Source organism: Advenella mandrilli, from assembly GCF_016595155.1.
GTDB classification, from domain to species: domain Bacteria; phylum Pseudomonadota; class Gammaproteobacteria; order Burkholderiales; family Burkholderiaceae_B; genus Advenella; species Advenella mandrilli.
This window is the reverse complement of the sequence record NZ_JAENGP010000015.1, coordinates 23,733-43,664: the sequence shown is the minus strand read 5'-3', so window position 1 is coordinate 43,664 and position 19,932 is coordinate 23,733. Positions and strand designations below refer to the sequence as shown.

Here is a 19,932-nt window from a genome sequence, read left to right as displayed (position 1 = left end):
ATGCCTTACCTCACAAGCGTCTTGTAAATGTCAAAGTAAGACGGGAAAGTCTTGGCGACACAGTCAGGATCAAGTATACGCAAACCTACCGGGCCAAACACCGCCAGGGAAAAGCACATGGCCATGCGATGATCATCATAAGTTTCAATATCAGCCGTTTTCCAGTCTGATGCCTGGGGCGGCACAACCCTTAACCAATCGGGACCCGATGTCACCGTGGCTCCCACTTTTACCAACTCCTTGTGCATGGCTTCAATCCGGTCGGTTTCCTTAACCCGCCAACTGCCTATATTGCGCAGCATGCAGGGCCCATCGGCATACAATGCCAGGACCGCAGCAGTCATGGCCGCATCGGGAACCAGATTAAAGTCCTCATCAAAGGCCTTCAGTTTTTCGCCCTTGGTTAAATCGGGCCCGCTTATTTCCAGCCAGTTATCGCCAAACTTGATTTTTCCACCCATAGCCTGAATGGTTTGGGCAAACCGGATATCTCCCTGAATGCTGTTTTTACCCACACCATTGATGCGTACCGGCCCCTTGCCAACAAGCCCCAATGCCATAAAGTATGAAGCAGAAGAAGCATCGCCTTCAATGTCAACCTGGCCTGGGCTTTTGTAAACAGCATCGCGAACAATGGTAAAGCGGGACCAGCCCTGCTGCTGCACTTGCACACCAAAACGGGCCATCATATTCAGGGTAATCTGGATGTAAGGCTTTGAAATAAGCTCTCCTTCAACGTCCAGAACGACATCCTGAGCGGTTTTTTGCGCTATCAGGGGAGCCACCAGCAACAATGCCGTTAAAAACTGACTGGAAACCGACCCTTGCACCTTCACAGGCCCATTAACAGTTAATGTTGCAGGGGCAATTTTAAGCGGCGGATAACCTTCATTTTGTTCACAATCTATACGCCCGCCCATGGAACGCAAGGCATCAACAAGATCCCCGATAGGGCGTTCATGCATGCGTGGCACACCTGAAAGACGGTAATTTCCTCCTAGTACTGCCAAGGCCGCCGTTAACGGACGAAAAGCAGTACCGGCATTACCCAAAAATATTTCCGCCTCTTTATTGGGAAAGTCAGCCTGACCGCTAATAGTAACCGTTTCCTGATCGTGACGTTCTACCGAAATACCCAGTGTTTCAAGGGCTTGTAGCATTACCTTTGTATCATCGGAGTCTAGCAAGCCCTCGATACGCGTAGATCCAGCTGCCAGCGCAGCTAACAAAAGCACCCGATTGGATATACTTTTCGAACCAGGCAAATTAACCACACCACTGGCTGTTACTGCTGCGTTCAAATCAATAAATGGTGTCCGCATTACTTATTTTCTCCCCATTTTTTCCGGGCCAAGGAGGCCTGCTCCAGCCATGCGTGCAAACCGTCCACATCACTGTCTTCTATCATCTGCCGGGTTTTTTCAAGCATCGGCAGAAACACGTCAATTTCATTCAGCATGGCTTCTTTATTACTGATAAAGATATCCCGCCACATTTCAGGTGAACCACCTGCAATTCTTGTAAAGTCACGGAACCCCGTACCCGCCAAGGCCAAAGCCAGCCCCGAAGAATCGGACCGACATACCATGGACATATAAAGTGCAGACAGATAATGCGGAAAATGACTGACCGTAGCAAATATTCGATCGTGCTCAATGGCACTGATTTCACGCACAATTGCACCACAAGCCTGCCAGCATTGCCTGACCCGCTTGATGTCATCACCTGAGTTCTCGGGTAATGGGGTCAAAATGACATTGCGATTCCAGTACAACAACGGATCCGCCGCCGCCGGACCGGATTCATCAGAGCCGGCAATAGGATGCCCAGGTATGAATTGGTTCGTGCGCTCTTTCAGGGACTGCCGGGCGTCTTCAATTACTTGAACCTTGGTACTGCAGGCATCAGTAACAATCGCGCCAGGTTTGAGTAACGGGCCAATGATTTCACATATCCGACCCAGCACTGAAGCTGGCGTGGAAATCAAGATAAAATCAGACGCTTTGCCGGCCTCTTCAAGTGTGGCAATGCGATCTATCAAGCCCAGCTGCAATGCCCTTTCGAGGCTGGCATGGTCTCGCCCCACTCCCAGCACGCACCCTGCATGCCCGCCATTTTTAAGCGCCTTGGCAAAAGACCCGCCAATAAGGCCTACTCCAACCACGCTAACCACAGGTAAAAAGAACGAATTAGCCGAAGGGGCCAATGTGTCATTCACGGACATACATTACCTTTATTGCAGGGGATAAGAGCCGAGAATTTTGAAGAAAGCGGATTTTTTTTCAAGTTCTGCCAATGCCTTGGCCACATTTTCATCGTTGCGATGACCGAGAATATCGACATAAAAATAATATTCCCACTGGCCTGTACGGGCCGGACGTGACTCGAAACGGGTCATTGATACATTATTCTGGACAAAGGGACTAAGCAGATCATAGACCGCGCCAATCCGGTTGGGGACGGCAAAAATAAGACTGGTCTGGTCTTTGCCACTTTGCAGGGAATCCAGGTGGCCAATGGCCAGAAAACGGGTTTTATTATTGGGATCATCCTGAATACCAGCCGCCACAATCGGCAGGTTCCAGATAAGCGCAGCAGCCTCACCAGCAATGGCCGCAACGGTATCATCATGGGCTGCATGCTTGGCTGCCTCTGAGTTACTGGCCGCCGGCACTCTTTTCAGATTAGGATAATGTTGCTGCAACCAGCTATGGCACTGTGCCAATGCCTGCGGATGCCCCATAATGACGTCTACATTGTCCATGTTGCCGCCCTGCGTCATCAAGCAATGCCGGATCGCGATAATACGCTCTCCGTGTACTTTCAGGGTAGTGGATAAAAGCAAATCCTGAGTTCGGTTAACCGCCCCTTCCGTCGAGTTTTCGACAGGCACCATGCCCACATCCGCCTGACCGGCTTCGACAGAACGAAAAACCTCATCAAAAGAAGAACAAGGTAATTTCTGTATTGCATGACCGTAATATTCAAAGGCAGCCTGTTCGGAGAAGGAGCCTTCAGGACCAAGATAGGCAACCGTCAGGCCACGCTCAAGTCCGCGGCAAGCTGAAATAATTTCTGCCCATACCGCATGCACGGACTCGCGCGGAAAAACATCCTGCTCATTAAGGTCCTGCAAACGACGAATAATTTGCGCCTCACGCTCGGGCTTGAGTACCGGGCCATCCGCCTGAAAATCATGCTTGATTTTACCCACATCCATGGCTGCCTGGGCGCGTTGATTTAACAAGGTCAGTATTTCATGATCAATCGCATCTATTCGCTCACGCAGCGGCTTTAGTTTTTCCTGCAACAGTTTATCCATGTTGGCGTTCAAATTCTTTAAGATAATCGATAAGAGCCATTACCCCTTCCATAGGCATGGCATTATAAATGGAAGCTCGCATGCCGCCGACAGATTTATGGCCTTTCAAATTTAATAATTGCTGTTTTTTTGCGCCATCAAGAAAAGCCGCATTCAAACTGTCATCATGTAAAGTAAATGGCACATTCATGCGCGAACGGTATTCGGGCTGAATCGCATTATGATAAAAATCACTGTTATCAAGCTGGCTATATAAAGCCTTCGCTTTGTTGATGTTTTCAGATTCGATAGCCGCCAAACCACCTTTTGCGAGCAACCATTTAAAAACAAGTCCGGCCACGTAAATGGAATAAGTAGGTGGCGTATTGAATCGTGAGCGCTCACGAGCCACGTTGACATAATCAAAGGCACTTGGGCAATAAGGCAAAGCATGGCCCAACAAATCACGATGCAGAATAACAACCGTCACGCCGGCCGGACCGGCATTTTTTTGAGCCCCAGCATAAACCATGCCGGTTTGCCTGATATTTAAGGAACGGGATAGAAAATGGGAAGACGCATCAACCACCAATGGAACCGCATCGGCCCCTAAGGCCTGCATATTGGGCAGGCCGCCAATTTCGACCCCGCCGATGGTTTCATTGCTGCAAAAATGCAAATAGGAAGAGTCGGGGTTGACTTTCCATTCCTCGAAAGCCGGCACCCATGTCCAGGGCTCATAGGCCTGACCATTGATTTCCCTGGCCTGATGACTTTGAGCGGCAATGCGCACCGTGCCGTAACGGGTAGCCTCTTTGTAGGATTTGGTCGACCAGATACCGGTTAATACATAATCGGCAGAATGCGAAGCGTTTCTGGCGATCAGGTTCATGGGCAGAATGGCATTTTCGGCCGTTGCCCCACCCTGCATGAACATGACCGCGTAATCTTCAGGGATATCCATCAAGACACGCAAATCAGCCTCGGCCTCGTCACAAATTTGCGTGAACTCGGGCCCACGGTGGCTCATTTCCATGACTGACTGGCCGCTGCCGTGCCAATCAAGCATTTCCTCGGCGGCCTGTTGCAAAACTTCACGAGGAAGTTTGGAAGGTCCTGCTGAAAAATTCCAATATTGCTTATTCATAACCGCATTCACTTATTCATTTGTTGAAGGTTGGGAATCTTCCTGGCCTGGAACATCGTCCTGCCCGTTAGTGGGTGTTTCAGATGCGTCATCCGGCTCAATTTCATCATCGTTATCGACATCGCTTTCGACAACCCGGCGTACACCGGACAACATGCTTCCGTCATCAACGCTAATCAGGGTAACACCTTGAGTTGCCCGACCCATTTCCCGAATCTCGGATACCCGGGTACGCACCAGCACGCCCCCTGTTGTGATCAGCATTATTTCATCATTGGGCTCAACCAGGACAGCTCCCACTACCTTGCCATTGCGGGCACTGGTCTGGATGGCAATCATACCCTTGGTACCGCGACCATGACGGGTGTATTCCGTAATGGAAGTGCGCTTTCCAAAACCGTTTTCAGTGGCGGTTAGAACGCTTTGGTTTTCATCACCGGCGACCAGCAGGGATATCACACTTTGCCCGTCTTCAAGGTTCATGCCACGGACACCGCGCGCAGTGCGTCCCATTGGGCGCACATCGTTCTCATCGAAACGAACTGCCTTGCCCGCATCGGAGAACAGCATGATATCGTGCTCGCCATCGGTAAGATCGGCACCGATCAAGTGATCTCCTTCGTCAAGTGCCACAGCAATAATGCCGGATTTACGAGGATTGGAGAAATCGGACAAAGGCGTTTTTTTGACCGTGCCACGCAAGGTTGCCATGAATACATAACGATCTTCAACAAATGCCTTAACCGGCAGAATAACCGTAATTTTCTCACCATCAACCAAGGGGAACATATTCACGATAGGACGCCCGCGTGAGCCACGGGTACCTTGAGGCACTTCCCAGACTTTAAGCCAATAAACGCGACCATGGTCGGAGAAACACAACAGGTAATCGTGCGTATTGGCAATAAACAGCTGGTCGATCCAGTCATCTTCTTTCATGGCCGTTGCCTGCTTGCCCCTGCCACCCCGTTTTTGGGCGCGATATTCAGACAAGGGCTGGCTTTTGATGTAACCGCTATTAGACAGGGTAACCACCATATCTGTGGGCGTAATCAGATCTTCGGTATCAAGCTCTGTCGCGTTGGCCTCTATTACTGAACGGCGAGCATCTTTAGCATTGGTCGAGAACTCGGTCTTGATGAGCATTAATTCGTCGGCAATGATAGCGGTAATACGCTCGGGCTTGGAAAGAATATCCAGCAGATCGGAAATGGTATCCATGATCTCTTTGTATTCATTAACCACCTTATCCTGCTCAAGGCCGGTAAGGCGCTGCAGGCGCATATTCAAGATTTCCTGAGCCTGCACATCGCTTAAGCGGTACAAACCATCTGCCTGCAAACCAAATACAGCCGCCAGGCCTTCGGGGCGATAGGCTACGCTTCCGCCCAATACACCATCGTCATCGGCACGCACCAGCATTTCCCGTACCAGGGAGGAATCCCAGGTGCGAGCCATTAATTCCTGACGGGCCACCGGAGGCGTAGGCGCTGCCTTGATAATCGCGATAAATTCATCGATATTTGCCAACGCCACTGCCAGGCCTTCAAGCACATGACCCCGTTCACGGGCTTTGCGCAACTGGTATACCGTGCGACGGGTAACCACTTCACGGCGATGCTGCAGGAAATAATCAACCAGCTGTTTAAGATTCAGCAAACGTGGCTGGCCCTCTACCAGGGCAACCAGGTTCATGCCAAACGTATCCTGTAACTGGGTATGCTTGTACAGGTTATTCAGGACAACCTCAGGCACCTCGTTGCGTTTGAGCTCGATAACCAGACGCATTCCGTCTTTATCGGACTCATCACGAATATCTGAAATACCTTCAATTTTTTTCTCATTGACCAGGTCGGCAATCCGTTCCTGCAAGGTCTTTTTATTGACCTGATAGGGAAGTTCATCAACAATAATAGCCTGGCGATTGCCCTTCTCCATGTCTTCGAAATGCGTTTTGGCACGCATAACAACCCGCCCACGCCCAGTACGATAACCTTCACGGACACCTGACATGCCATAAATAATACCCCCTGTGGGGAAGTCGGGAGCCGGGATAAATTCCATTAATTCATCAATGGTGCAACCCGGGTTACGAAGGCAAAACAGACAGCCCTCTATCACTTCAGCCAGATTATGGGGAGGCATATTGGTAGCCATGCCAACGGCAATACCCGAGCTGCCATTAACCAGCAGATTGGGCAATTTGGAGGGCAACAGCAAAGGCTCCTGCTCGCTGCCATCATAGTTGGGGCCAAAATCAACCGTTTCCTGGTCGATATCAGCCAGCAATTCGTGAGCAATCTTGGCAAGACGGATTTCCGTATAACGCATGGCAGCCGCACTATCGCCGTCTACGGAACCGAAGTTACCCTGCCCATCAACCAGCATATAGCGCAGGGAAAAATCCTGGGCCATGCGCACGATGGTATCGTAAACCGCCTGATCGCCATGAGGATGATATTTACCGATGACATCACCGACAATACGTGCGGATTTCTTGTAAGCCTTATTCCAGTCGTTATTGAGCTCATGCATGGCAAAAAGCACACGACGGTGAACCGGTTTGAGGCCGTCCCTGACATCCGGCAAGGCACGACCGACAATCACACTCATAGCGTAGTCGAGATAACTACGACGCATTTCTTCTTCCAATGAAATTGGAAGCGTCTCCTTGGCAAAGGAATCCATATTACTCACAAATTTTTATCTGGTTAGGCAAACACATTGAAAATATCTTTGCCTATAATGAAAAAGCCAATTTGGGCGAAACATTGATTCTAACATTTATAGCGCATCGGCAAACATCAATCCATGGACATAAAAAGATTTTATTCCGAAAGATCTCAGCTTGATTCCAAATCATTTCCTTTAAGTTTTACGTTTTGAATTCACCTTTAAATACTTAAAGATTTCAACACTTTCCTCCTTCCCCCTCTCTTTTCCCTGCTTGTTGCTCAAATCCAACAAAATTCGCATATAAACGACAGATTTGAAAAGATCCTTTAAAAATGTTGGGCTTACACTCTACAAGCCACAGGAAAATCGCGTAAGATCAATTCAAGAACACGGGAAAATCTAGTTTAACCCTTTGAATGAACATTCAAGCGTTGCTATACTGACCCTGATTTCCAATCATGCGGCGGGTTTCGCTGCGAGTCATTTTTTAGCTTTCAAGCTCAACGAGGAGAAACATGAATAAGCCCTCTAAATTCGCATTAGCATTCGCCGTGGTTGCTGCCGCAACTTCTGGCGTAGCATCAGCGCAAACTGTCGACAATTGGGTAAACCCATACGGTCTGGTTTGGATGAACGGCACAAATGAACATTGCTGGCGCGACAACTTCTGGACACCTGCTACAGCAGCCCAAGGTTGCGGTGCACCACAAACACCCGATATCGTTGCTCAAAAAGTAATTCTTAACGCTGATACTTTTTTTGATTTCGATAAATCAACCCTGAAACCTGAAGGTCGCAATATTCTTGACCAGGTTGCCCAGCAGACAAAACAACTTAACCTTGAATCAATTATTGCTGTTGGATACACCGACTCTATCGGTACTGCACAATACAACCAAGGTCTGTCAGAGCGTCGCGCAGCAACTGTTAAAAATTATCTGATCTCCCAAGGCATCCCTGCCGATCAGATTATCGCTTCAGGCCGCGGTGAAAACGATCCTATCGCTTCTAACGCAACTCGTGAAGGTCGCGCGAAAAACCGTCGCGTAGAAATCGAGATTGTAGGCACACCACGCAACTAAGCGCAGGCAATTTATTTTTGCCTACAGTAAAAAGCCCCCAACTGGGGGCTTTTTACTGTCCGCCTTCAGGGCAGTTTTGCCTGGCCTATGATAAACTTGAATTCTTACCCTTCACACCCCGATTATTTTCAGGTTTCAAGAACAAGGCCCTATGAATACGCCCGCCCCTACTTCCGAACCCATCAACGCAGATCCGGCTGAATTAGAAAAATTCAGCGCACTAGCTTCAAAATGGTGGGATCCCACCAGTGAATTCAAACCATTACACGCTATTAATCCACTCAGACTTGGCTGGATTCAATCATTGGCCGGCTCCCTGGCCGACAAAACCATTATTGACGTAGGCTGTGGCGGAGGGATACTTTCAGAAAGTATGGCAGCAACCGGCGCTAAGGTTACCGGCATAGACCTTGCCCAAAAGTCACTGACTGTTGCAAAGTTGCACGGACTTGAATCTGGTATAAAAGTAGAATACCTGAAAGTGGCGGTTGAACAAATCGCCCAGGAACGCGCGGCACAATACGACGTGGTCACCTGCATGGAAATGCTCGAACATGTCCCAGACCCCGCATCGATTATCGATGCCTGCGCAAAATTGGTTAAACCGGGCGGTTGGGTGTTTTTCTCTACGCTCAACCGGAACATGAAGTCTTTCATGTATGCCATTATAGGAGCCGAGTACATCATGAATCTGCTTCCCAAAGGAACGCATAATTACGGCAGTTTTATTAAGCCCAGCGAACTGCTTTCCTGCGCCCGTCATGCAAAACTGGATTTAATCAGCATGAAAGGACTGGAATACAATCCTTTAACCGAAAAATATAAACTCAGCAACGATACTTCAGTTAATTATTTGATAGCGACCCGTAAATGCGAAGAATAGTTTTCTTTGATTTTGATGGCACCCTGGTTGATAGCGCCCCAGATCTTGCCCATGCAGCCAATTTACAACGCATCCGCAAAGGCCTGCCTCCCCTTCAATATGCCACCTTAAGGCCTTATGCATCACAAGGTGCCAGAGGATTGCTTGGGGCCGCCTTAAACCTGCAGCCTGATCACAATGAGTACGAGGCAGTACGCCAGCAGTTTTTACACGACTATAAAAATTGCATGACCACTCACAGCCGTCTGTTTAACGGGATTAATGAACTTCTAAACAAGATTGACCAGAATAATATGGGCTGGGGCATTGTTACCAACAAAGCCGAAGACCTGTCTTTTCCCATGTTTGACCATTTCCAGTTAACCTCCCGCAGTGCCGCCAATGTATGCGGAGATACAACCCCTTACGCCAAACCGCACCCTGCCCCTTTGCTCCATGCCGCCCGTCTTGCCAACAGCTTGCCCGAACACTGCATCTATATCGGTGATGACGAGCGTGATATCATTGCTGGCAAAGCCGCAAATATGGCCACCATTGCCGTTTCCTACGGGTATTGCAACAATAAAGACAGCATACAAGAATGGCAAGCCGACCTAACCGTAAACCGCGTCGATGAACTCTGGAATGCCATTGCTCATCTAGCTCAAAAAAACGGGGTTAAAAATGATTAATTCCAGGTGTTTTACGTCCCTGAAAATATTACTGGCCTCATCCACATTGCTTTCGGGCTGCGTCCTTAACCCCAGCCCAGGCAGCCTGAACATGGGCCCTGATGGCAAACCCACCTCGGGATTCTTCGGGCGCACTGCACTCTCCCCCAGCAATTGGGATGAAATTTCTAAATCCATTAAGGATTCGGATAAAGAGTCATTAGGCGTTGAAGTTAACCGCGTGCACGATGGCAGCCTCAGGATTATTTTGCCGGCGAACAGCTCATTTCGGTCTGGAAAAACCAACATCAACCGAAAAATGTTTCCGATTCTGGATAAAATTGTTACGGAACTTAAGCAATCCCAGAACCTGCGCATCAAGGTCGTTGGACATACCGATTCGCAAGGAGGTGAAATTAACAATCAGGCCCTGTCTGTACAAAGAGCCTCGGCGGTCGCCCATTATTTAATCAAAAAAGGGGTTAAAAGTGTACGAATAGACATCGAAGGCAGGGGCGCCATAGACCCGTTAATGAGCAATGACACCGCACGTGGAAGAGCCATTAACCGTCGAATTGAATTATATTTATACGAGCTAAGATAAAAAAACCCAAAGCCAGAAAAGCGCCAGGGATTTAACAAAAGAATAAAAATGAACATGGCAAAAAAAAGGGAGCCGAAGCTCCCTTTTAATCCGTTCTGTTGCCAAGTGGATCAGGCTCCTAGCGGCCTAAATTAGGCGGCTAATGCGTAACTTTCGTCATTTGCATTTAAGAGTTTTGCTTGATTTACGGTCATCGCCTACCGGCTGCCAGTTTTCCTATCTTTCCCTGTCGAAACCTTGGCGTCCCCATCAATAAGATACTATAATGTTGTAAATATCCTATTGGTGGAGACGGCGGGACTCGAACCCGCGTCCAGAAAACCTTCAGTTAACCAGATATACAGCTTGATTAGAATAATAACACAAAAACAAAATAAATCCACTGCCAAAGAAACACATTTATTTCAATGCATTACACGTTTTTATCGTCTTCCAGCATTTTTTTCCAGCCATCAACCCCCAATTCCGTGACTTTTTCTATGTTGCTGTCAAAAATAGCACTGGCATCAGGATATTGCTGCGTGGCATTATCAAGGCTTGATTCTCTAATAAGGTGCAAAATGGGATAAGGTGAGCGATTGGTATAATTACTGATGTCATCAGGCTCAGTGTCGGCAAACTGGTAATCAGGATGAAAACTGGCTATCTGCAGCTCACCCACCAGTTCCAGCTCTTCAAGGGTAAGCTCTGCAATATCCAGAAAATCATTAAAATCATAAAAATCTTCAAATACATGCGGCACCACAAGCAAACAGGTATCCAGCACTTCAGGGTCGGTTTCAATCAGGTTTTCACATTCCTGGGCCAATACCTGATGCAATTCTTTTACCGTTTCAGCACCGGTAACCGCAATCCTCACCTGATTCTTTACATAAACACTTTTGGCAAAAGGGCACAAGTTAAGGCCAATAACCGCCTTTTCCACCCACCGTTTTGTTTTCTCCAGGATTGCCGCTTCTTCTGAAGATTGAATCGTTCGCATATGTTTAACCCGCTTAATTGATAAACCCCTATTGTATCCTTACTCTTGCAACACTGCTTACGCGTTCTGAAACAACAAAACCGGTTCATCAAGCTGCACAAGCGTGTAGAATGGAACGTTTTACACTAATTTTTGGCCTCTTAGCAACACCATGACTTTTGCTTTTATTATTCCCTGTGCAATTAATGACCTTGACAACAATTCCATTGCCAATGAGGCGGGAGTAGCCGTTCCTGCCAACGAATCAGCCCCAAGTGCTTACGATCAGCTTCTAGCCACGGTCAACAGCATTAATCACTCAGCCAAGGGTTCATTGATATCGGTGATTGAACATGGTGCCACGGCTTTAAATGACAAGCAGAAAACCGGCTTATTAAAACACATCGATATCCTGATGGAATACAATAACAACGAAACCATCCAAAAGATTATTGAGCAGTACCCTGCCCCCAAAGACGCTACCCCCCTTACCGAGCTAACAAGCCTGATCTGGTTTCTGGAAGTCGCACAACAGCATCAGATTTTTAATAAAGTAAAACGGCTGTTTTTCATCAGACCAGGCCAAACTTTTGAGTCTGCGATTCATGCGCTTGCCGCCAGCAAACCCGAAAGCAAAAACAAATTCATATTGCCCAACTCTTATCCATCATCCTATTCATCAGAACAAACCGGTCATATCTTCCTGCAGTTCAATACCCGCTTATGGAGTTTTGAAACCAGCCAGATTACGTCGCTGCTGGATAACCTAAGAAGCATGCTGGCATTCATGCAGCAACGCTTTGAGGAAAGCGGCTATGTAGACCTTGGACATTGCCTGTATAAATTTATTGATGCCAACCATATTTTTTATGATCTGGATCTCGCCAGCAACCCCAACACCCATTAAACCACCAGCTCTTCCACCAATCGGCACACGCCCGGCTCCCAGTCGGGCATATGCAAGTTGAACACTTCTTTAATTTTGTTATTGTTCAATCGTGAATTCAGGGGACGCCTGGCTGGCATGGGATAGTGGGCGGTGGAAACCGGCACAACCTCCTTGAGTGCCAATGCCTCTTCTTTGGCTCGTAATTGATCGAAGATCAAATTGGCATAGGCCAGCCATGAGGTTTCTCCGTCAGGCACAAGATGATATAGGCCACTTAATAATGCGCTACGAGCTGGCCCAGACGCCTCATTAAAATAGGACCTGACGGCATGTGCCGTGATGTCCGCAATCAGGTCTGCTCCGGTGGGTACACCGATCTGGTCATTCACAATAGCCAGCTTTTCTTTTTCCCTGGCCAGTTTAATCATTGTTTTGGCAAAATTGCCACCATGTATGCCATAAACCCAGCTGGTACGAAAAATAAAATGCCCGCACCCTGAATGGGCAACTTCCCGTTCGCCCTCCAGTTTGGTATAACCGTAGTAATTGACGGGATTGCTAGGCGCCAACTCTGTACGAGCCTGCTCACCAGTGCCATCAAAAACATAATCACTGGAATAATGCACCAGCAAACCATGATGGATTTTCAAGGCCTGAGCAATTACCGCAGGCGCCCGTGCATTAATCAAAAACGCCTGTTCACGATCTGATTCGGCCTTATCTACGGCTGTATAGGCGGCTGCATTAACCACAACGTCAGGTTTCAAATATTCAATCGTTTTGGCCAGCCCGTGAAGGTCTGACAAATCACCGCACAAACCATTTTCATTATGACGGGACAAGGCAACAAGCTTTCCTAAAGGTTGCAATGCACGTTGCAATTCCCAGCCAAGCTGGCCGTTTTTCCCTAGCAATAAAATTTTCATGGTATACGACGTCAAGGCGGCAAGAAGTAAACCGCAATGCTTCTGGCTTACTTCTTGCCTGTGGTTTATTACTTCAAGTTAACCATATCTGCCACAATATTGGCCGCTTCTTTTGCAGCAATATCAATATTGTCTTTGCGTTTTTTCTCATTGGCCAATTCTTCTTTCAGATTACCTTCACCTGCCTGCAAACCATCATCAAGGCGGAAATTACCTATATCAGACTCGCCCAATTCCTTACGCCGGGCTTCAAAATCCTTGCGTTGGGCCTCCATGTTTTCACGTTCTTCAAGACGGGTTTGATAATTCAGGGAAATGACTTTCTGATCAGACAGCTTACGTGCATAGTCCAGCTCATCTTTCATTAACGCCCAGCTTCCTGACTCACTTACCCGGTCTTTGTGCAAACGGGATAGATTCACAATGGTTGGCTTCAGATCTCCAACGGGCTTGTACGAAGCAGGATCAATCGCACTCCAGGGCATGGCATTTTCATAACTTGACTCACCCATTTCCTTGGCATCAAACATGGTTGGGAAGATGATATCGGGCACAATACCCTTCACCTGCGTTGAGCTTCCGTTAACACGGAAAAACTTCTGGATTGTCCACTTCAGGGAACCCAGCTCTTCATCTTGCGGACGACGCAAAAATTCATTCAGGCCACGAATGGTTTGCACGGATCCTTTACCCCAGGTGGGGTCACCCAGCACCACGCCACGCCCATAATCTTGCATGGCACCTGCAAAAATCTCAGAGGCCGAGGCCGAAATACGATTAACCAGAACCGCCAAAGGTTTGTCCCACACCATGTCTGTTTTTATGCTACGAACATTGGACACAGAACCTTCTGCCGTACGAACCTGCACAATGGGGTTTGGACCACCAATAAACAGCCCGCTCAGATTCGCCGCTTCAGTCAGGGAACCCCCACCATTATTGCGCATGTCAAGAACAACGCCATCAATATTGGCCTTGTTCAACTCTTCAAGAATGACTCGAACATCACGCGTCACACTTTTATAGCTATTCTCACCACGAGCGCGAGCATCAAAGTCTTCATAAAAGCTAGGTATAGTAATAATGGCTATTTTTTGGATTTGCCCATCATTTTCAATTTCAATGATTTTGTATTTGGCCGCCTGGTCTTCAAGGGTTACCTTTTGACGGACTAAAGTGACCACTTTTTGCTTGCCATCAACCCCCCCCTCGGCAGGGATGATTTCAACTCTGACCGTACTACCACGCTTGCCACGAATTTTATTGACAATATCATCAAGGCGCCAGTCAACCACATCTTCCATGGGACCTTTTGGCCCCTGACCTACGGCCACGATGCGATCGCCCGGCTGAATCTGGCCGGACTTGGCGGCAGGACCACCAGGCACCACCTCACGGATTTGCCCATATTCATCACGCTTTTGCAGTACAGCACCAATCCCCTCAACAGACAGGCTTATTTGCACATCAAAATTCTTGGCTGAAGAAGGACTGTAATAATTGGTGTGCGGATCTGTACTGCTGGCATACGCATTAATGAACATCTCACTGACGTCTTCATTGCCCATGCGTAAAATCTGGTTGCGATTATTAATATAACGCTTTCGTAAGGTTTCCTTGATTTTTTCATCTGTACTGCCAGCCAACTTCAATCTTAAATAATCATTCTTGACACGCTTACCCCACAAATCGTTGATTTCCTCATTGGTTTCAACCCATTTGCTTTTTTTGCGATCAAGCTCAAAAGATTCGTCAACTGAAAAATCAAAGTCATCTTTCAGGGTAGACAGGACATGATCAAAACGCTGTTCTACACGATCCCGGTAAATTTCAAAAATATCAAATGGAATTTGCAGGCGACCACTAAGCAGCATATCGTTCATTTGATCTTTAACGGCAGAAAACTTATCGATATCCGACTTCAGGAAAAACATTTTTGACGGGTCGAGCATTTTTAGGTATTCATCAAAAACCGCATTGGACATTTTAGTATCCAGCGGTTTTTTATCATATTCGAAACGAGTCAGGATATTGGAAACAATGATCGCTGCCTTGGCATGCTCGATATCTGGAGAAAGCGCTTGCTTTAGGGGCTTTTTCAGATTGCCTGACATTGCCAATTCGGTTTTGCCAGCTACCATTTCTGCCGATTGCCGGGCCAACAGCGGCTGAGTGACCTGGGTCTGACCCAATTGGTCAACCTTGCTGATGGTTTCAGAGTCAGCATACACACACCCGGAGGTAGCAATGAATGCCAACGCAGCTACTAACATTTTAAACTTCATGCGACACAATCTCTTTTCAGTAAAACCAGACAGCGTCTTACTGCCTGGTTTATATATATTAACAGTCGGTTTTATGAGCGGACTTATACCTGAACATAAAAACACTTACCCTTTCATGCGCTACAACCTTGTATATTTGGTTTTAAAGCTTTTTCACAAGATAAAAGACATTGTATTTTAGAAAAAGTTTATTTTATTTATCTTATACTACTTTTTCCGTACTGCAATTTTACCCGTGTTTTACCACAGCCTGCCAAAAATTGAAGCGAAAAACTCAAGACTGATATTAGCAGGATATTCATTAAAAGTTACAGGAAAAAAAGTACCGGGTGAATGCAAATACTTCATACTGCTACAATTCGTTCAATTCAGGACAAACCAGAGAGATCTTCATGGCCCGTTACTTCCAGGAAAAATCAACAATTGCACGCTTTGGCGGCTTATTTTCTTTCATTTCCATCTTATTGTGCACCAGCTTGCCAATTCAGGCACAAACGAGCGACTTTACCGCCTGCCTGAACAAACTGCAACCTGAAGCACAAAAAGCGGGGGTTTCAAACCAGTCTTTCAAACGGTTTACTACCAATATTGTGCCTGACATGGGCATTCTGGAAAAACTGGATTATCAGCCCGAATTCAAACAACCCATCTGGGACTACCTGGCCGCCCTGGTCGATGAACAACGCATCCAGGAGGGCCTGCAAAACCTTGCCCTTCACAAGAACACGCTGAACCAAATCCAGAAAACATACGGTGTTGATCCGGCAACCGTTGTGGCTGTTTGGGGCGTAGAAAGCAATTTTGGCCAGACTTTTGGCAAATATCCGTTAGTGCAAGCTTTGGGAACCCTAAGCTGCTATGGACGCCGACAGGCTTTTTTCCAGAAAGAATTCTTCGCTGCGCTGCGGATACTGCAATCGGGCGACATTGCACCCGATCGCCTGGTTGGCTCATGGGCGGGCGCTTTCGGACATACCCAATTCATGCCCACCACCTTTGAACGGCTAGCGGTTGATTTTGATGGTGACGGACACCGCGACCTGATGGACAACACGACAGATGCACTGGCCTCTACAGCCAATTACCTGGCTAAAAATGGCTGGAGAAGCGGCCAGCCCTGGGGGTTTGAAGTAAAGTTGCCTGATAATTTCCCCATTGCCGGTGAGGGCCGCAAAAAGAAACGGTCCTTGCAAACCTGGATCAACAAGGGCCTTACCGATATCAATGGCCAACCCCTAAGCAACCTGGCCCCCGCTTCCATGCAAGCCGGCCTGCTTACCCCTGCCGGCGCCAACGGCCCTGCCTTCCTGGTTTTCAAGAATTTTGACGTTATCTACAGCTATAACGCAGCCGAAAGCTATGCCCTTGCCATTGCCCATTTGTCTGACCGACTGAAAGGTGAAGGCCCCTTCCAGACAGCCTGGCCCACTGATGACCTGGGTCTGTCACGTACCGACCGGGTTACTTTGCAGAAAATATTGCTTAACAAAGGCCATGACATTGGTGAAGCGGACGGCCTGATCGGCAGCAAAACCCGTGAAGCGATCAAAGCCGAACAAACCAGACTAGGCCTGAACGCCGATGGCCGTGCCGGACAAAAAATCCTGCGTGCACTGCTGCAAAAAAATTAATCGGCAAGCCGCTGGATAAAAAAACGCAGCCCTGCTCTTGCGGCTGCGTTTTTTTAATGCTTTTTTATGTTCTTTTTCCCGTGCCAGCCACCTTCCCCCTAGACCGCAGGGCTTGCCGCATATCCGGCTAAAAACCCCGCCGGATAACCCGCCATATCACGCCACTTGCTGACTGGCACAAACACTTTTTAAAAACGCCTCGCATTTGGCCAGCTGCTCCAGGGCAATGTATTCGTTAGCCTTATGCGCCTGCTCTATACTGCCCGGCCCGCAAATAACTGTTGGGATGCCCGCCTGCTGAAACAGGCCGCCTTCCGTTGCATAAGCCACTTTGGCAATATCCGTTTCTTTGGTCAAGCCACGCACCAATTGCATGATCGCTTCTTTTTCTGCCGTTTCCATACCGGGTGCACCCGCCAGCTTAATCAGCTCAATACCGGCATCGGGGTTTTCTTTTTTCATTTGCGGCACCAGGACGTCATTAATATAAGATTCAATCCGCGCCAGAATTTCAGTGGGTGACTGTGCCGGTAACGTACGGTATTCAAAAAGAAATTCACAATGTGCGGGCACCGTATTGATGGCATTGCCGCCCTGTATGGTACTGGTTTGCCCGGTTGTAAAGGGCACATCAAAATACTCATCAAATGGCCCTTTTTGCTTTATTTCATCTGTCAGGTCACGGAACATGCAAATAATACGCGCGGCATATTCAATCGCATTTATACCCACCGGGGTTAATGAGGAATGCGCGGCACACCCATGCACGATACATTTGTACGCGCTAATGCCCTTATGCGCCACGACCGGCCGCATGCTTGTAGGCTCACCCACAATACAGCCCGCCGGTTTAATTCCCTTTTGCGCCAGTTCTTTTAGCAAGAGGGGCGCACCCAGGCAGCCTATTTCTTCATCAAAGGAAAAGGCCAGATGAAGCGGTGCTTTAAGCCTGGCTTTGGTAAATTCAGGCACCAGGGCCAGGACTGTGCCAATGAAGCCCTTCATGTCGCAGGCACCTCGCCCATACAGCCGCCCCTCATGCTCTTTCGCTACAAAAGGCTCACTGTTCCAGTCCTGCCCATCTACCGGCACCACATCGGTGTGACCAGACAATACCAGCCCGCCCTTAAGGCGTTCTCCGGTAACAGAAGGGATGGTGCCAAACAGGTTAGCCTTTTTTCCATCTTCATTAAACACCAGAAAGCTTTCTACCCCGCAGCGCGAGAGATAAGCGTTGATATATTCAATCAATTCAAGGTTTGAATAACGGCTGGTGGTATCGAAACCAATCAGTTTTTTAGTCCAGTCAATACTGGTTTGCGGAAATGTAGGCATACGCGTTAAGTGCAAAAAATGAAACAATCTTGAAGTGTATCAGCTACACTGTTGTAAAAATGACAACAAAAACACATAAACGTTGATTTTTTAAGAGTGGCAGAAAAAAGTATTGCCTTTTTAAAAAAGGACGTGCATAATTACGTTCTTACTTGATCTTATTTAAGTAATTGGCTCTTTAGCTCAGTCGGTTAGAGCGACGGAATCATAATCCGCAGGTCCCCCGTTCGAATCGGGGAAGAGCCACCAGCAGAATTCTATATATATCAACCGCTTACGCAATATGCTAAGCGGTTTTTTTGTTTTATGCGGCTTCGGTTTTACTTATGGGTGACCAAAAGGTGACCGAATTTGCATGCATCTCCAGATGACTTGCATCTAAATGAGCATACTTTTTTACCATTTCTAAAGTTTCCCAGCCACCAAGTTCTTTCAGTACCATTAAGGGTGTGCCAGACTGGACGTGCCAGCTTGCCCAAGTGTGCCGCAAGTCATGAAAATGAAAATCACCTAAGCGTAATTTTTTAACCGCTGAATTAAATGACTTCCTGTTAATTTCCTTAGGGTGTGTACCCGTATCCCTTACAAAAACCCATTTTTTGTTTTTTCCTAAACATGACCAAATTACAGACATGGCATCAGAATTTAAGGGAATAGGACGGGATTTCCCTGATTTAGCTTTATCACCCGTGACCCAGCATAGCTTTTTTCCAATATCTACCTGTGACCATTCCAAAGAAAGTATTTCGCTCATTCTGGCCCCTGTAGAGAGAGCAAATGAGCATACATTCCTCATCCATTCAGTTTGAAATTGATTAATTAATAACTGGGCTTGCTCACGAGTTATCCAGCGGATTCTTACATCTGCCTCTTTAAACTTCCCGAGTTTTGGTATTTTTTGCAGCCAGTTTTCATCATAAGCAATGTGTAAAATCCGGGACATAGTAGCCAAATATCGGTTTTTAGTAGCAGCAGCCAATGGCTGTGCCTTACTCTTGCCGCTTTTTACCAAACGATGAGTAGGTAAATTATTGAATATTTCATCAGATGTTAAAGAACTGATTGCTCTACCACCAAAACAACTCCGCCAATACTTAATATGACGTATTTTGGTTTTATAGTCTTTTTGGCCTTCGGATAGCTTCAACACCTTTAAAGCCGCTTGGTCAAAAGAAAATTCTGGCTGTTCACCCAGCTTATCCAGGCGCCATAACTCGGCTTTTACCTTGTCGTGATACTCTTGCGCTTGCCTTTTGTCATAGGTTCCAGTAGAGCGTCTAACTCTTTCCCCACCTGATGTCCTGATATCAATCCACCAGAATGAAGATTTAGATTTTTTGTAGATCGGCATAATGTATTACTCTCATTACCGACTTGCAATGATAATCTGAAAACATTGTTATTCTTTTTGCTAAGATTATCAAGTGAAGACGGCCAAATAAACCATTTACGTCCGCCAGGCAATTGAAAGCCCAGAAGATGACGTTTCGTATATATAGTGTGATAGCACACCCCTAAAAGGTTTGCGGCTTCCTTTATTGTCAATGCTTTTTGCTTATCCA

General features: G+C 47.3%; 16 protein-coding genes, 1 tRNA gene and 1 other RNA gene. 7 read left to right on the top strand and 11 right to left on the bottom strand.

Annotated elements, in window-relative coordinates:
* Window positions 1-5: 5 nt before the first annotated feature.
* From aroA to gyrA, 5 genes are read right to left on the bottom strand one after another with little or no spacing between them, the layout of a single operon-like run.
* Window positions 6-1,322, bottom strand: coding sequence for a 3-phosphoshikimate 1-carboxyvinyltransferase (gene aroA, locus JHL22_RS12960; protein WP_200238255.1), 1,317 nt, complete (start codon window positions 1,320-1,322; stop codon window positions 6-8).
* The gene (locus tag JHL22_RS12955) at window positions 1,322-2,224 is read right to left on the bottom strand and encodes a prephenate dehydrogenase (RefSeq protein ID WP_200238252.1); all 903 of its coding nucleotides are present in this window, start codon (window positions 2,222-2,224) and stop codon (window positions 1,322-1,324) included. The genes aroA and JHL22_RS12955 overlap by 1 nt, the downstream gene beginning before the upstream one ends.
* Before the next feature lie 9 nt (window positions 2,225-2,233).
* Window positions 2,234-3,322, bottom strand: coding sequence for a prephenate dehydratase (gene pheA, locus JHL22_RS12950; protein WP_200238249.1), 1,089 nt, complete (start codon window positions 3,320-3,322; stop codon window positions 2,234-2,236).
* Entirely contained in the window at window positions 3,315-4,448 is a 1,134-nt protein-coding gene (serC, locus tag JHL22_RS12945) for a 3-phosphoserine/phosphohydroxythreonine transaminase (RefSeq protein WP_200238246.1), read from the bottom strand. Before serC ends, pheA begins: the two co-directional genes overlap by 8 nt.
* Window positions 4,449-4,460: 12 nt before the next feature.
* Window positions 4,461-7,136, bottom strand: coding sequence for a DNA gyrase subunit A (gene gyrA / locus JHL22_RS12940; protein WP_200238409.1), 2,676 nt, complete (start codon window positions 7,134-7,136; stop codon window positions 4,461-4,463).
* A gap of 503 nt (window positions 7,137-7,639) precedes the next feature.
* Between gyrA and ompA the strand changes: the two genes are divergently transcribed.
* The 4 genes from ompA (at window position 7,640) to JHL22_RS12920 (ending at window position 10,343) form a co-directional block, all read left to right on the top strand.
* On the top strand, window positions 7,640-8,206 hold the full coding sequence (gene ompA, locus JHL22_RS12935; RefSeq protein ID WP_200238244.1) for an outer membrane protein OmpA: 567 nt from the start codon (window positions 7,640-7,642) through the stop codon (window positions 8,204-8,206).
* A gap of 151 nt (window positions 8,207-8,357) precedes the next feature.
* Entirely contained in the window at window positions 8,358-9,089 is a 732-nt protein-coding gene (gene ubiG, locus JHL22_RS12930; RefSeq protein ID WP_200238240.1) for a bifunctional 2-polyprenyl-6-hydroxyphenol methylase/3-demethylubiquinol 3-O-methyltransferase UbiG, read from the top strand.
* The gene (locus JHL22_RS12925) at window positions 9,077-9,760 is read left to right on the top strand and encodes an HAD-IA family hydrolase (RefSeq protein ID WP_200238237.1); all 684 of its coding nucleotides are present in this window, start codon (window positions 9,077-9,079) and stop codon (window positions 9,758-9,760) included. Before ubiG ends, JHL22_RS12925 begins: the two co-directional genes overlap by 13 nt.
* Entirely contained in the window at window positions 9,753-10,343 is a 591-nt protein-coding gene (locus tag JHL22_RS12920; protein WP_200238234.1) for an OmpA family protein, read from the top strand. The genes JHL22_RS12925 and JHL22_RS12920 overlap by 8 nt, the downstream gene beginning before the upstream one ends.
* 62 nt (window positions 10,344-10,405) lie before the next feature.
* Here the strand turns inward: JHL22_RS12920 and ssrA are convergent.
* Window positions 10,406-10,739: a transfer-messenger RNA gene (ssrA, locus tag JHL22_RS12915) on the bottom strand.
* Between the two features lie 16 nt (window positions 10,740-10,755).
* Window positions 10,756-11,325, bottom strand: coding sequence for a DUF1415 domain-containing protein (locus JHL22_RS12910; RefSeq protein WP_200238231.1), 570 nt, complete (start codon window positions 11,323-11,325; stop codon window positions 10,756-10,758).
* A 151-nt stretch (window positions 11,326-11,476) separates the two neighbouring features.
* Between JHL22_RS12910 and JHL22_RS12905 the strand changes: the two genes are divergently transcribed.
* The gene (locus tag JHL22_RS12905) at window positions 11,477-12,211 is read left to right on the top strand and encodes a hypothetical protein (protein ID WP_200238228.1); all 735 of its coding nucleotides are present in this window, start codon (window positions 11,477-11,479) and stop codon (window positions 12,209-12,211) included.
* Here JHL22_RS12905 and rfbD read toward each other — a convergent pair.
* Complete coding sequence (rfbD, locus tag JHL22_RS12900; RefSeq protein WP_200238226.1) at window positions 12,208-13,119, bottom strand: dTDP-4-dehydrorhamnose reductase; 912 nt, start codon at window positions 13,117-13,119, stop codon at window positions 12,208-12,210. The two genes, JHL22_RS12905 and rfbD, sit on opposite strands and share 4 nt — an antisense overlap.
* Window positions 13,120-13,187: 68 nt before the next feature.
* On the bottom strand, window positions 13,188-15,404 hold the full coding sequence (locus JHL22_RS12895; RefSeq protein WP_200238223.1) for a carboxy terminal-processing peptidase: 2,217 nt from the start codon (window positions 15,402-15,404) through the stop codon (window positions 13,188-13,190).
* Window positions 15,405-15,796: 392 nt separating this feature from the next.
* Here JHL22_RS12895 and JHL22_RS12890 point away from each other — a divergent pair, with 392 nt between their 5' ends.
* Window positions 15,797-17,035 carry a lytic murein transglycosylase gene (locus tag JHL22_RS12890; protein ID WP_200238221.1) on the top strand — a complete coding sequence of 413 codons (1,239 nt, stop codon included), beginning with the start codon at window positions 15,797-15,799 and terminating at the stop codon, window positions 17,033-17,035.
* A gap of 156 nt (window positions 17,036-17,191) precedes the next feature.
* On the opposite strand, the gene argE is transcribed toward JHL22_RS12890, so the two are convergent.
* Window positions 17,192-18,370 carry an acetylornithine deacetylase gene (gene argE / locus JHL22_RS12885; RefSeq protein WP_200238218.1) on the bottom strand — a complete coding sequence of 393 codons (1,179 nt, stop codon included), beginning with the start codon at window positions 18,368-18,370 and terminating at the stop codon, window positions 17,192-17,194.
* Window positions 18,371-18,542: 172 nt separating this feature from the next.
* Here argE and JHL22_RS12880 point away from each other — a divergent pair.
* Window positions 18,543-18,619 (top strand) — tRNA-Met (locus JHL22_RS12880).
* A 55-nt stretch (window positions 18,620-18,674) separates the two neighbouring features.
* On the opposite strand, the gene JHL22_RS12875 is transcribed toward JHL22_RS12880, so the two are convergent.
* Window positions 18,675-19,721 (bottom strand): tyrosine-type recombinase/integrase, encoded by a 1,047-nt coding sequence (locus JHL22_RS12875; RefSeq protein ID WP_200238215.1) that lies wholly within the window; start codon window positions 19,719-19,721, stop codon window positions 18,675-18,677.
* Between the last annotated feature and the right edge of the window lie 211 nt (window positions 19,722-19,932).

Bases quoted from the DNA above. Each gene is read 5' to 3' on its own strand.
- aroA (WP_200238255.1), bottom strand. From the start codon at position 1,322: ATGCGGACACCATTTATTGATTTGAACGCAGCAGTAACAGCCAGTGGT.
- JHL22_RS12955 (WP_200238252.1), bottom strand. From the start codon at position 2,224: ATGTCCGTGAATGACACATTGGCCCCTTCGGCTAATTCGTTCTTTTTA.
- pheA (WP_200238249.1), bottom strand. From the start codon at position 3,322: ATGGATAAACTGTTGCAGGAAAAACTAAAGCCGCTGCGTGAGCGAATA.
- serC (WP_200238246.1), bottom strand. From the start codon at position 4,448: ATGAATAAGCAATATTGGAATTTTTCAGCAGGACCTTCCAAACTTCCT.
- gyrA (WP_200238409.1), bottom strand. From the start codon at position 7,136: ATGGATTCCTTTGCCAAGGAGACGCTTCCAATTTCATTGGAAGAAGAA.
- ompA (WP_200238244.1), top strand. From the start codon at position 7,640: ATGAATAAGCCCTCTAAATTCGCATTAGCATTCGCCGTGGTTGCTGCC.
- ubiG (WP_200238240.1), top strand. From the start codon at position 8,358: ATGAATACGCCCGCCCCTACTTCCGAACCCATCAACGCAGATCCGGCT.
- JHL22_RS12925 (WP_200238237.1), top strand. From the start codon at position 9,077: ATGCGAAGAATAGTTTTCTTTGATTTTGATGGCACCCTGGTTGATAGC.
- JHL22_RS12920 (WP_200238234.1), top strand. From the start codon at position 9,753: ATGATTAATTCCAGGTGTTTTACGTCCCTGAAAATATTACTGGCCTCA.
- JHL22_RS12910 (WP_200238231.1), bottom strand. From the start codon at position 11,325: ATGCGAACGATTCAATCTTCAGAAGAAGCGGCAATCCTGGAGAAAACA.
- JHL22_RS12905 (WP_200238228.1), top strand. From the start codon at position 11,477: ATGACTTTTGCTTTTATTATTCCCTGTGCAATTAATGACCTTGACAAC.
- rfbD (WP_200238226.1), bottom strand. From the start codon at position 13,119: ATGAAAATTTTATTGCTAGGGAAAAACGGCCAGCTTGGCTGGGAATTG.
- JHL22_RS12895 (WP_200238223.1), bottom strand. From the start codon at position 15,404: ATGAAGTTTAAAATGTTAGTAGCTGCGTTGGCATTCATTGCTACCTCC.
- JHL22_RS12890 (WP_200238221.1), top strand. From the start codon at position 15,797: ATGGCCCGTTACTTCCAGGAAAAATCAACAATTGCACGCTTTGGCGGC.
- argE (WP_200238218.1), bottom strand. From the start codon at position 18,370: ATGCCTACATTTCCGCAAACCAGTATTGACTGGACTAAAAAACTGATT.
- JHL22_RS12875 (WP_200238215.1), bottom strand. From the start codon at position 19,721: ATGCCGATCTACAAAAAATCTAAATCTTCATTCTGGTGGATTGATATC.